This is a genomic window from Pelagicoccus sp. SDUM812002 (genome assembly GCF_031127835.1).
Taxonomy (GTDB): Bacteria; Verrucomicrobiota; Verrucomicrobiia; order Opitutales; family Opitutaceae; genus Pelagicoccus.
The window spans coordinates 1-12,172 of sequence record NZ_JARXHX010000027.1; the positions used below are offsets into that span (position 1 = coordinate 1).

A 12,172-nucleotide genomic window follows, 5' to 3' on the forward strand; every position below is an offset into this window, starting at 1 on the left:
GCTCAGTTGGTTAGAGCGCCTGCCTGTCACGCAGGAGGCCGCGGGTTCGAGTCCCGTCTATCCCGCCATCGTGAAAAAACCGTTCCTCTCGAGGGACGGTTTTTTTGTGTCTGGAACTTGAAGGACGCCTCAAGCTCGGAGGCCTTCTTCCCGCGACCAACGTTGCTGACCGCAGGTCGTAAAAAGCCGCTCCTCTGGTAGAGGAACGGCTTCGGCGAATTCTATGAACCGTTTCCGGTTCTCAGCAGAGGTTGAGCGATTTGAAGGCCTGTTGGCTAAGTTCCTTTTGACGTGCGGATAGGGAACTGTCTCGCAGGTCTTCGTCGTAGGAGGGGATCATCTCTTTCATTATAGCTTGGCCTGCTGGGGTCGCTAGTCGATCCGCGAAGCAATTTTTGACGACCTCCAGTATTATGTTTGTCGATACGGATGCTCCGGGCGAGGCCCCGAGCAGGGCGGACATCGACTTGTCAGCAGAGGTGAGGACCTCAGTGCCGAAGTGGACGATACCAGCGTCGCCGTCCTCCTTTTTGATTGCCTGCACGCGAATGCCGGCGTCGATGAGATTCCAGTCTGACTCTTTGGCGTCTGGGAAGAAGGCTTGGAGCTCTTTCATCCGGGTGGTCATGCTCTGGGTTCCTTGCTGGACGAGGTAGCGCACGAGCGGGATGTTGTGGAGACCGACTTTTATCAATGAAGCAATGTTGTCTAGGCGGATCGAACCTGGAAGGTCGGTGGCTTTTCCTTCGACGTGCAAGAACTTTGTTGTCCATGCGGCGTAGGGGCCGAAAAGGAGTGACTTCTTGCCGTCGATGATTCGCGTATCCAAGTGAGGCACAGCCATGGTGGGCGCCGCTCCTGGAGACATCCCGTAGACCTTGGCGACATGCTTTTCTACGATTTCGGGTTTATCGCAAATGAGCCATTGGCCGCCGATGGGGAACCCTCCAAAGCCCTTTGATTCTTCCATGCCGGCTTTTTGCAGGAGGGGCAAGCTCCCACCGCCAGCGCCGATAAATACGAACTTGGCGGAGTTCCTAATGCGTTCGTTGCTTTTGAGGTCCTTGATGTCCAATTGCCAGCTGCCGTCGGTCTGTTTGTTTAGATCTGTGATCCGATGGCTGGTGGCGTATCCGCATCCTTCTTGAGCACCAAGCCACTTGATGAATTTGGCAGAGAGGGCACCGAAGTTCACGTCGCTACCGAGGTCCATTTTTGTGGCGGCGATGGGTGTGTCGTCGCGTCCTTCGAGGAGAAGGGGAGCCCACCTTCGGATGACGTCTCGGTCCTCCGTGTACTCCATGGCGTCGAAGAAGTGGTGGGCTTGCATCTGACGGTGGCGCGAACGGAGGAAGTCGACCTGCTCTTGTCCGTACACGAAGCTGATGTGAGGGACCGGATTGATAAATTCGGTGGTGCTCTCGATCATTCCCGTGCGAGCTGCGTAGCCCCAGAACTGTTTCGAGTGCTCGAACTGGTGGAAAATTTCGATGGCTTTGTCTACATCGACTTCACCGTCGGGTCCGTAGCCTGGGGTGTAGCTCAATTCGCATATGCCTGCGTGGCCGGTGCCAGCGTTGTGCCAGCCTTTTGAGGCTTCCTGGGCAAACGCTTCGGTCATCTCGTAGAGTTGGATGCGTATGCTTGGGTCGAGCTTCTTCAGCATTGCCCCAAGGGTTGAGGACATGATGCCGCTTCCGACTAGGATAACATCAGGATCTTGAATGTGTTGAGGGCTTTTCACTGCTTTGAACTATTGATTTTGGAATTGGTAGCGTGAGATGTGTTTTTGGTTATCGTTTTAGTCGGCGTATACGATTTGGGTGCCACTGTCTTCCAGCGTTGAAAGGAGCGGGTGTTGAGCTTCGCGGGTAGTCACAAAAGTGTTGATTTGTTCGCACTGGGCGAAGAAGTAGGTCGAAGAGGCTCCTAGCTTGGTGGGGTCCGCGAGAAAGATCGCGTTTGCGCAGCGGGGGATGACAAAATCTTTGATGTGAGCTTGGGCTTCATTCACCTCGCTGATGCCACGAATCTCGTCGATCCCGTTGCCGGAAAAGAAGGCTTTGTCCACGCGATAGCGTCTTAGGGTAGCAATGGTAGCAGGACCGATGAAGGAGTGGGACTGTCGGTCAAGCACACCGCCAGAGAGGATGACTTCGATATCGGAGTAGGGAGCGAGTTCGTTGAGAACGAGAACTGAATTTGTGATGACAGTGGTACCCGTTAGCTTGTTGGGATGGGTGGTGAGTTGCAGGGCAGTCGAGCTGGCGTCTATGAAGATACGGTCGCCGGGTTGAATGAGCTCGGCGGCAGCCTTGGAAATGCGTCGTTTAGGATCGATGTTTTGGATGCTGCGTTCTTCGAACGAGCGGTCCTTGTTCAAATGTTGACTGGCGACTGCCCCGCCATGGGTGCGTTGTAGGCGATCCTCTTTTTCGAGTTTTTCCAAGTCGCGGCGGATCGTTTCGTCGGTGACGTCGAGCTGCTGGGCTAGGTCAATCGTGCGAACACTCCCAGCTTTCTCTAGTAGATCTAAAATTACTTGATGTCTATTAGCCGCGATCATGTGTGGGGAAATCTGTGATTATGTTGGTAATTTTGGATTTTAGTGTTGAAAGGTCAAAGAAAAAGCAACAAACCCAAAATTAAACCACATTTGGTCTCTCTGTCCATTTTATCGGTATGCAAGGTACTCAAAACTCAAACGCCCTCGAGGAGCTCGTTCGCCAAAGCGTCTATCGCCAGCTTGGCTTAGCCAAGCCGACCTCTGCTACTGCTCCTAACAAGTTGCTGGTGAACATCAGTGCCCGCCACTGCCACCTTACGCAGGAAGCGGTTGAAATTCTCTTCGGTGAAGGCCACCAGCTCACTCCTAAGAAGTGGCTGTATCAAGAGGGGCAGTACGCAGCGGAAGAGTCAGTCACTCTTATCGGTCCTCGCAGCCGTATTATTTCCAATCTCCGCATCCTCGGGCCGTGCCGCAATATCAACCAGGTTGAGATCGCCTATACCGACGCTCGAGCACTCGGCTTTGACGTTCCGGTTCGCCAGTCAGGTGACATCGAAGGAACTCCTGGATGTATGCTGATGGGGCCAAAAGGATATTTTAAGCTGGATAAAGGGGTCATCCGTGCAGCCATCCACGTGCACATGTCCCCTGAAGATGCCGCCCACTATGGCGTGAAAGACAGGGATTTCATGCAGCTTAAGGTGCACGGCGAGTGCGGGCTTACGTTCGACAAGGTGTTCGTTCGCGTAAATCCAGACTTCAAGCTCGAGGTGCATCTCGATACAGACGAAGGCAATGCTTGCGGCCTCGACCAAAACTCAATCTGCGAGCTTAAAAAGATTAAGTAAACGTAACCAAATTTTAAGTACAAAAATTAACCCATATAAGTCATGAGTGAATCAATCGGAACAATCGAAACCAAGGGCTTCGTCGGCAGCGTCGAAGCAAGCGACGCAATGAGCAAGGCAGCTGGCGTAGAAATCGTTAAGCTGGTCCAGATCGGCGGCGGTTTCCTTACTGTCATCGTCAAGGGCGATGTCGGCAGTGTTAAGGCTGCTGTAGAGGCGGGCGCGGAGGCGGCCAATCGGGTCGGCGAGCTCGTCAGCTCCAACATCATCGCGCGTCCGCACAACGATCTGCTTAAGCAGTTCGGCTTCTAGTCTTAGGGACAGGAGTGATTTTACTATAACATTCTAAAAGAGAAAAATACACATGGCTTCACAAGCACTAGGAATGATCGAAACGAAGGGCCTCGTCGCTCTTATCGAAGCGAGCGACGCAGCTCTCAAGTCTGCCGATGTCAAGATGACCGGCTGGGAAAAGGTAGGCAGCGGTCTCGTATGCGCTATTTTCACAGGCGATGTCGCCTCTATCAAGGCTGCTGTTGATGCGGGCACAGAAGCAGCTTCTCGCGTTGGCGAAGTCGTTGCGGTACAAGTGATCGCACGTCCGCACGACGACCTCGGAAAGCTCGGCAGCTTCATCGGGTAACGTACCCAATCGATAGATACGAATTTCTCCCAACGTATTCTGCGTGAAGATTCTGGTAGCCAACTTAGGTTCAACTTCGTTTAAGTACTCTTTGTACGAGGGCTATGACTCGGCGCTGACGCTCGTTGCCCGTGGAGGCTACGAACGCGTGAGCGATTACGGCGAAACCATTCGCGATGCTATTTCTTCTATGAAGAAGGCCGGTCATATCGATTCCGTAGATTCGATCGATGCTGTTGGCTTCAAGACGGTTCTCGGCTTTGAAAAGACGGGTTGCGTTGCAGCAGACGAATCGGTGATTTCCGATCTTCGCGCCTCCGCGGAACTGGCTCCGGCTCACAATCCGGCTTACGCAAACGGCATCGAGCAGTTTTCGAAGGAGTTGCCAAACGCACAGCTAGTCGCTCTCTACGAAACCGCGTTCTACCAGTGGGCTTCCGAGCCAAGTCGCCGCTACGCGGTGCCTAAGGCTTGGTACGACGCAGGGGTCCGACGAAACGGTTTCCACGGCGCAAGCCACAAGTTCGTTGCGGAACGGTCGGCTGAACTTCTTGGTCGCGATGATGTTGCGGAACGGGTACGTTCTCTTTACCAGAAAGATCATGCCGATCTCGAAGGAAAGCCCTTGCGCGTCGTTTCTTGCCATCTCGGCGGAAGCAGTTCTGTTACGGGAATTCGCAACGGTGTCGCGATCGATACCAGCATGGGTCTCAGTCCGCAAAGCGGCCTTCCGCAGAATAATCGCGTCGGTGATCTCGACTCCATGGCCGTGACGTACGTCATGAAAAAACTCGGTCTCAGCATCGAGGAAGTCGAGCGTCAGCTCACTAAGGAATCCGGTCTTCTGGGTCTCTCTGGCAAGAGCAACGATGTCCGCGATATATGGGCAGCCGTGGATGCAGGTGACGAGGATGCCGCGCTCGCCATCGATTCGCTTGTGTATGGGATACGTCAATACGTCGGATCCTACATGCTGCAGCTCGGAGGTCTCGATGCTCTCGTATTTACCGCCGGTATCGGCGAAAACGATACACGGGTCCGGGAACGGGTTTGCCAAGGGCTAGAAGATCTCGGTCTTGAGCTTGACCTCGATAAAAATGCGGTCACGCGGGGCGAGGAAACTTGCATCAGCGCCGCGAACAGCCGGATCAAAATCTACGTGATCCTTGCCAACGAAGAACTCGTGATCGCTCGCGAGACCAGTCGTTTTCTATCTCACAAAAAGTGATCAATCCTCACAAAAAATTCTAAAAACAAAGCAATTATTATTATGAAACAGGCAATCGGAATTCTCGAAACCAAAGGTCTCACCGCTCTCATCACTGGAACCGACGCGATGCTCAAGTCCGCCGACGTACAGATCACAGGCCCGCTTAAGAACGTAGGCAGCGCTATGGTGAGCGTGACTGTTGAAGGAAACGTCGCAGCTGTAAAGGCAGCCATCGAGTCAGGTGTCGAAGCGGCTCAAGCAGTTGGTGAGGTCTTGAGCGCTCACGTCATCGCACGTCCAAGCGATAGCCTCGCGGCCGTTCTGCCTCAGTCAGCTGCAGCGAAAACTCGCGTCTCCAAATAGGGACTACAGGCCATGTTTGTTGCCAAGGTAATAGGCCAAGTCGTAGCGACCAATAAAGAGGAATCTCTTCGCGGTCGCCGGTTGGCGATGCTCCGCCCCTTGCTCGCGGATCCCGATAATCCAAAGAAATTCCTCGAGGGGAGTAACACGATTGTCGCGATAGATACGCTTGGGGTTGGTACCGGAGAGGTAGTCCTTTTCGTACAGGGCAGCTCTGCCAGGCAAGTTGAGGGCCTGAAGTCAGTACCCGTAGATGCTTCGATCGTAGGCATCGTGGATTCGGTAAGCGTGCTGGGAGAAACAACCTATCAAAGCGGAAGTAAGTAATGAATCAGCAGATTATTTCAGCAGTGGTGAGCGAAGTGCTCGCCAAGATTAAGCAAGAAAATGGCGGTGGCAGTGCGGCGGCCCCAGCGGTCGTATCGCGTCCATCCAAGCGGATGGGTGTTTTCGGTACTGCGGAAGAGGCTGCCAAAGCGGCTCGCAAGGGCCAGGAGCAGCTTCGTTCCAAGGGCATCGCCACTCGCGTCGAGATCGTCAATCTCGTCAAGAGCATCTGTACCGAAAAGGCAGAGGAGTGGGGCAAACTCGAGTTCGCTGAAACCAAGATCGGTCGCCTCGACCATAAGATCGCGAAGTTGACTGGTATCAAGGACATACCTGGTATTGAGTGGCTTAATCCGTACAGTCTCAGCGGCGACCACGGCATCATGATGGAAGAGTACGCTCCTTTTGGAGTCGTAGCGGCCATCACCCCTGTAACCCACTCTATTCCCACGATCTCTGGCAACATCGTCAGCATGGTGGCAGCGGGCAATGGAGTTGTCTTCAACGCTCACCCGGGTGGAGCCGGTTGTGCAGCCGACGCTATCGCTTTCTACAACCAAGCGATTTATAATAAGACAGGTATCGAGAACTTGGTGACGATTATTGAAAAACCGTCGATCGAATCGTTCAACGATCTGTGCAAATCTTCCTACGTCGACCTGATGTGTGTTACCGGCGGTCCAGCCGTCGTTAACGCGGCGATGCAGAGCGGGAAGCGGGCAATTTGCGCGGGTCCTGGCAACCCGCCAGTCGTAGTAGATGAAACTGCAGATCTCGATCGAGCGGCACGCTCAATTATCCTCGGTGGTGGTTTCGACAACAATCTCCTCTGTATTGGAGAAAAGCAGGTTTTCGTAGTGGACTCGGTCCACACTCAATTCATGGAAGCCTTCAAGCGTGCGGGAGCTCACTTCTTGCCACGTGAAAACATGAAGCGTCTTGCGAGTGAAGTCTTCACTTACAAGGAAGACGGGGGCGGTTGCTCGCATCCAGTTCTCAATCGAGACTACGTGGGAGCGGACGCAACTAAGCTGGCTCAAGTGGCTGGTACTAGCGCTCCCGCTGGCACTGAAGTTCTTTTCGGCGACTGCCCAGGCGATTGCCCATTCGTCGAAGAAGAGCAGATGATGCCAGTGATTCCTGTAGTGCGTGCCAAGAACGTAGATGAAGCCATCGAGCTCGCTTACCGATCTGAACACGGATATCGCCACTCCGCGATCATGCACTCCAAGAACTTGGACAACCTTACCAAGATGGGCCAGAAGATGGACTGTACCTTGTTCGTGAAGAACGGAGCGAGCATCGCTGGTCTGGGAATGGGCGGCCATGGATACGCGAACTTCTCAGTCGCCACCACAACTGGCGAAGGGATCGTCACTACGCAAACCTTCACGCGCAAGCGTCGCTGCGTGATGGTCGACAGCCTCAACATCATCCGGTGATCCTTGGCAAAATAGTCGGAAACGTAACCTCTGCGGCATGTCACCCTGGTTTGGATGGCATTCGTATGCTCCTGTGCGAAGTCTTGGACAACCAAGGCCTTGGTACTGGGCGGATCATCGGTACGGCTGACTGGATCGGAGCTGGTGACGGCGACACGGTTTTAATCAACTCGGATGGCGATGCGGTCCAGGTCTATGCAAAGAATCCCCAAGCCCCTCTGCGCAATGTCGTGATGGGGATCGTCGATCAACTGGAAGGGCGAGGCGCATGAGATTCGGCAAGGTAATCGGACGCGTCGTGCTCGGACAAACCTTGGAATCCTTGACGGGGGCTCGTTGGCTTATGGTTAAGCCATTGAGTCGTGCCCAGTTTAAGGATACGGGAAGCAATGAGTCTTCCACTGACCCAGCACTCGTCGTTTACGATAAGCTCGGTGCCGGTCTGGGAGATGTCGTAGGATTTACAGAAGGGGGTGAAGCGATGCTCCCACTTCCTCGAGGCACGCCAGTAGACGCTTACTGTGCGATGATCGTCGATCGTATCAATTTATTCGGTACGAAATCTTAATTTAAAACAAGCAAACATTTCACACAAATCTGTCATGAAAAAAGTACTCACCGAAAGCGACATCGAGGCCCTCTTGAAGCAGGGCAAAGGTGCTGACGCAATCCCAGCGGGAACAATTCTCACCCCTTCCGCTAAGGATCGCCTCAAGCAGGCAGGCAGCAGCTCAGTGTCAAGGTCATCCTTCTCCAAGGGGGCGCCCTCTATCGCTCCAGCGGGCAACGTGACGATGAGCGATAATGAACTTTTTGGAGCTCCAATCGTTCCAAACCACGAATACACTTGGACGCCCGGAAAGGATCCTAAGTCTCGCGACGAGATTCGAGCATTCTATTTTTCCCCGGAGATCACGAGAGTCCGTGAAAACATGGCTCTTATGGGCAAACGAATGTGGGATCGCGAGTACACCGATGGCAATGGTGGTAACTTGACGGTTCGCGTGGGTGATAACCTCGCTCTTTGTACCCCGACCTTGATCTGTAAGGGATTCATGAAAGCGGACGACATGGCCTTGATCGATCTCGACGGAAACCAGATCGCGGGCCGCCTTAAGCGTACGAGCGAAGCTATGACTCACTTGGCCATCATGAAACGCCAGCCAAAGGCGAAAGCTTGCTGCCACGCGCACCCGCCGCACGCGACAGCTTACGCTGTGGCGAAGGTTCAGCCGCCAACATGCTTGATTCCGGAAGCGGAAGTCTTCCTAGGACAAATCGGAGTCGCCGAGTACCGCACGCCCGGTTCGCCGGAGAATGCTGAAGAAGTTGGGACTGCGGCGATCGACCACATGTCCGTTCTCATGATCAACCACGGTGTGATCACATGGGGCAAAGACATCGAAGACGCTTACTGGAAGATGGAGAACACAGAGTCGTATTGTAAGACCGTCTGGGTAGCTTCGATGCTCGGTAAGAAGCTCGATCCGATCAAGGCGTCTGAGGCCAAGACGCTTATCGAACTCCGTAAGTCACTCGGTATGGACGACAAGCGCGAGGGTTGGAAGGAGTGCGAGCTTTGTGACAACTCTGATTTCCGTCCCGGATTTTTCACTGACCGCGAGGGTGGAGCTTGTGAAGTCGCTTGTGGCTGCAACGGAAATTCCGGATCGAGCGCGAGCATCAACGATGCTGAGGAGCTCGTGAAAGCGATCACTGCGGAGATCCAAAGTCAGCTAGCTAAGTAATAATAGGCGGCTTCTAAGGAGCCGCTCCACCTTAGAATCAGTGAGTATTGAAACTATGATTACATTCTCTACTAAGAAAGAACCGATCCGTGTCGCAGTAACGGGAGCAGCAGGGAATATTGGATACGCATTGCTATTCCGAATCGCTTCGGGATCGATGTTTGGTCCGGACCAGCCGGTCGCCTTAAATCTCATCGAAATTGAGCCCGGTATGAAGGCGCTCGCCGGAGTCGCGATGGAACTTGACGATTGCGCCTTCCCGCTTGTCACGGAGATCGTACAAACCGATGATCTCAGTGTAGGCTTCAAAGATGTCGATTGGGCTTTACTAGTAGGCTCAGTTCCTCGCAAGGCGGGCATGGAGCGTGCTGATTTGTTAGGAATCAACGGTAAGGTGTTTGTGGGGCAGGGCAAGGCCATCAACGATAATGCAAAACCAAGCGTTCGCGTTTTGGTCGTTGGGAACCCTTGTAATACGAACGCTCTGATCGCTATGAAGAGCGCTCCGGATATTCCAAACGAGCAGTTCTTCGCGATGACTCGTCTCGACGAGAATCGTGCTAAGACGCAGCTGGCTCAAAGGGCAGGCGTTCCTGTTAAAGAAATCTCCCAGCTCTGTGTGTGGGGCAATCACAGCCCTTCAATGTATCCAGATTTTGAAAATGCAAAAATCGGTCGTCAGAAGGTAACAGACGTTATCCAAGACCAAGCGTGGTTGCGTGAAACGTTCGTACCCGTTGTGGGTCAACGCGGTAAGGCGATTATCGATGCGCGTGGAGCTTCTTCCGCTGCCTCAGCTGCCAACGCGGTAGTGGATACGGTGCGCGATCTCTCTAATCCCAGCCATGGCGAAATTCACAGCGTATGCGTAATTTCGAATGGAGAGTATGGTACACCTGCAGGGATTATCACTTCGCTACCAATCCGTGTGGATGGAGCGGGACAATGGCGTGTTACGGAAGGTGTAAAGCTTTCTGAATACGCGAAGGAAAAGATAGCGGCTTCCAACAAGGAGTTGTTGGAAGAACGCGAGGTCGCCTTTGGTCAGCTCGGTCTGACTTTCTAAAAGAATTTGTTTAGGTCGTTAATGCGATATTGGGGTTCTTGGATGTGGGTCGTCCAAGCGCCCCTTCTTTTGTAGGGCTGGCGCTCGCGCCACGCCGCGTTGCAGGATGAAAGACTCTGGTTCTGCGGCGTGTCGCAAGCGACAGCCCTACGGCTTTTGCTACCCAGCTTCCAAAGCCTGTTCTTCGCCTTCTCGTCGGAACTGGTTGACGTAGAGCTCGTAGTAGTGACCACGTTTGGCGAGCAGCTCTTCGTGGGTGCCTTGCTCTTCGATTTCGCCTTTTTGGATAACCAGAATTTTATCTGCCGAGCGGATCGTCGAGAGGCGGTGAGCGATGACGAAGCTGATGCGTCCGTCGAAGACGCGTTGCATGCCGTCTTGGATGAGCTTTTCGGTTTCGGTATCGATCGACGAGGTCGCCTCGTCCATGACGAATATCTGCGGATTTGCCAGCAGGGCGCGTGCGAAGGAGATGAGTTGACGCTCGCCGGTTGAAAGCCGGGCTCCGCCTTCGCCGATAACGGTGTCGTATCCATTCTCCAACTTCGTGATGAAGTCGTGGGCGTTTACGAGGGTGGCGGCTTCACGGATTTCTTCGCCGGTAGCTTCAAGGCGGCCGTAGCGGATGTTTTCGATGACACTTCCGTTAAAAAGATGGGGCGTTTGTAGGACGATTCCGAGCTGCGCTTGCAGCCAGTCGAGGCTCCGCTGGCGGTAGTCGATCCCGTTGAAACGAATCTCGCCTTCGACAGGTTCGTAGAATCTGGATACAAGGCTGACGATGGTGCTCTTGCCGCCGCCGGAAGGGCCGACGAGAGCGATGGTTTGGCCGCGCTTTGCCGTGAGGTTAAAGCGTTTGAGGACTGGCTCCTTGTCATTGTAGGAGAAGGAGACGTCGGAGAATTGGATTTCGTCGATGTGGTTGGAGTGACCGTCTGGGGCGAGGTGAGGATCGCGATCAAGGTCGCTCCTACCTGACATCTTTTGCAGGACTTCGTCGGAGTCTTTGATTTTTGGCTCGGTGGCGAGGAGGCCCATAACCCGCTCGCCGGCGGCTTGGGCACCTTGAATTTCGGCCAAGATTTGAGCGACTTGGTTGATGGGTTGGAAAAAGTTACCTGCATAGCTAATAAATGCTACGAGGATGCCGAGGGTGATGCTCTCGCTAAGCACATTGAGTCCACCATACCAGAGTGCGAGTCCGGAGCCGAGGCTGCCAATCAACATGACGAGCGGTAGATAGATCGCGCTGAAGAAGGCGCGGCGAACGGAAGCGGAGTACATGTCGGTGGACATGGCTTCAAATTCGTTGAGGTTTTCCGTTTCGCGACCGAGCGTTTTGGTGGTTTTCACCCCCGCGATGCCTTCGTTGTAAGAAGCGGTTATGCGAGCGTTGTGTTTTCGGATCTGGCGTGATGCGACGAGCATCTTCTTTTGGAAGTAGATGCTGATGACGATCAATGGGGGTAAGGTGGCGAGTACGATGAGGGCGAGTTTCCAATGCAGGATGAGCATGGTGACGGACATGGCGGTCACGAAAAAGCTGCCCCACATGACGTCGAGAAACCCCCAGGCTAGGATGCGGGAGAGGCGGTCGCAGTCGGCGGTCAAGCGAGAGATGAGCCAGCCGGTGGGTTGTTTGTCGTAAAAGGAGAATTCGAGTTCCTGCAGTCTCTTGAAGCAATCGCGTTTGATATCGAAGGCGATATGGTGCGAGATGCTTCCAGCACATCGAATGAAGACGTAGACGAGGATGGCCAAGGTAGTCGCCAGTCCAAGGTAGCTAAGGGCGATGGGTATCAGGTCTTCGGTTTGTCCTCCGCTTTGCACCAGGTCGATTGCCTTCATAGTGACGATGGGAAATGCGGCATCGATGAGGCTGAGGATAAGGGCGCTGACCGTAAGCGGAATGAGCAGTCGCTTGTGGTTGAGTGCGAAGCGAAAGATACGCTTCCAGAGATCGAGATCGATTTTGGTACTGATCTCCTCTGCTTCGTTGGGTTGGGTCATTTGATT

At 53.8% G+C, this 12,172-nt stretch carries 14 protein-coding genes; 11 read left to right on the forward strand and 3 right to left on the reverse strand.

Annotated features, from left to right (window positions below; translation table 11 throughout):
• Window positions 1–241: 241 nt before the first annotated feature.
• On the reverse strand, window positions 242–1,744 hold the full coding sequence (gene mqo, locus QEH53_RS21865; protein WP_309025360.1) for a malate dehydrogenase (quinone): 1,503 nt from the start codon (window positions 1,742–1,744) through the stop codon (window positions 242–244).
• A gap of 57 nt (window positions 1,745–1,801) precedes the next feature.
• On the reverse strand, window positions 1,802–2,566 hold the full coding sequence (locus QEH53_RS21870) for a DeoR/GlpR family DNA-binding transcription regulator (RefSeq protein WP_309025361.1): 765 nt from the start codon (window positions 2,564–2,566) through the stop codon (window positions 1,802–1,804).
• A 116-nt stretch (window positions 2,567–2,682) separates the two neighbouring features.
• On the opposite strand from QEH53_RS21870, the gene pduL reads away from it, so the two are divergent.
• The 11 genes from pduL to QEH53_RS21925 are packed head-to-tail and all read left to right on the forward strand — an operon-like array spanning window position 2,683 to window position 10,156.
• On the forward strand, window positions 2,683–3,357 hold the full coding sequence (gene pduL / locus QEH53_RS21875) for a phosphate propanoyltransferase (RefSeq protein ID WP_309025362.1): 675 nt from the start codon (window positions 2,683–2,685) through the stop codon (window positions 3,355–3,357).
• A 42-nt stretch (window positions 3,358–3,399) separates the two neighbouring features.
• Window positions 3,400–3,669 carry a BMC domain-containing protein gene (locus tag QEH53_RS21880; RefSeq protein WP_309025363.1) on the forward strand — a complete coding sequence of 90 codons (270 nt, stop codon included), beginning with the start codon at window positions 3,400–3,402 and terminating at the stop codon, window positions 3,667–3,669.
• A gap of 52 nt (window positions 3,670–3,721) precedes the next feature.
• Complete coding sequence (locus QEH53_RS21885) at window positions 3,722–4,000, forward strand: BMC domain-containing protein (RefSeq protein ID WP_309025364.1); 279 nt, start codon at window positions 3,722–3,724, stop codon at window positions 3,998–4,000.
• 43 nt (window positions 4,001–4,043) lie between these two features.
• A complete protein-coding gene (locus QEH53_RS21890; RefSeq protein ID WP_309025365.1) occupies window positions 4,044–5,228 on the forward strand; it encodes an acetate/propionate family kinase in 1,185 nt (394 codons plus the stop codon).
• Window positions 5,229–5,270: 42 nt separating this feature from the next.
• Window positions 5,271–5,573, forward strand: a complete 303-nt coding sequence (locus QEH53_RS21895; protein WP_309025366.1) for a BMC domain-containing protein — start codon at window positions 5,271–5,273, stop codon at window positions 5,571–5,573.
• A 12-nt stretch (window positions 5,574–5,585) separates the two neighbouring features.
• The gene (locus tag QEH53_RS21900) at window positions 5,586–5,900 is read left to right on the forward strand and encodes a EutN/CcmL family microcompartment protein (RefSeq protein ID WP_309025367.1); all 315 of its coding nucleotides are present in this window, start codon (window positions 5,586–5,588) and stop codon (window positions 5,898–5,900) included.
• Window positions 5,900–7,342 (forward strand): aldehyde dehydrogenase EutE, encoded by a 1,443-nt coding sequence (locus tag QEH53_RS21905; RefSeq protein ID WP_309025368.1) that lies wholly within the window; start codon window positions 5,900–5,902, stop codon window positions 7,340–7,342. Before QEH53_RS21900 ends, QEH53_RS21905 begins: the two co-directional genes overlap by 1 nt.
• Complete coding sequence (locus QEH53_RS21910) at window positions 7,339–7,614, forward strand: EutN/CcmL family microcompartment protein (protein ID WP_309025369.1); 276 nt, start codon at window positions 7,339–7,341, stop codon at window positions 7,612–7,614. Before QEH53_RS21905 ends, QEH53_RS21910 begins: the two co-directional genes overlap by 4 nt.
• The gene (locus QEH53_RS21915) at window positions 7,611–7,910 is read left to right on the forward strand and encodes a EutN/CcmL family microcompartment protein (protein WP_309025370.1); all 300 of its coding nucleotides are present in this window, start codon (window positions 7,611–7,613) and stop codon (window positions 7,908–7,910) included. Before QEH53_RS21910 ends, QEH53_RS21915 begins: the two co-directional genes overlap by 4 nt.
• Window positions 7,911–7,944: 34 nt before the next feature.
• Window positions 7,945–9,090, forward strand: coding sequence for a class II aldolase/adducin family protein (locus QEH53_RS21920; RefSeq protein ID WP_309025371.1), 1,146 nt, complete (start codon window positions 7,945–7,947; stop codon window positions 9,088–9,090).
• Between the two features lie 55 nt (window positions 9,091–9,145).
• Window positions 9,146–10,156, forward strand: a complete 1,011-nt coding sequence (locus QEH53_RS21925) for a malate dehydrogenase (protein ID WP_309025372.1) — start codon at window positions 9,146–9,148, stop codon at window positions 10,154–10,156.
• A gap of 159 nt (window positions 10,157–10,315) precedes the next feature.
• Here the strand turns inward: QEH53_RS21925 and QEH53_RS21930 are convergent, their stop codons facing one another.
• Window positions 10,316–12,166, reverse strand: coding sequence for an ABC transporter ATP-binding protein (locus QEH53_RS21930; protein ID WP_309025373.1), 1,851 nt, complete (start codon window positions 12,164–12,166; stop codon window positions 10,316–10,318).
• Between the last annotated feature and the right edge of the window lie 6 nt (window positions 12,167–12,172).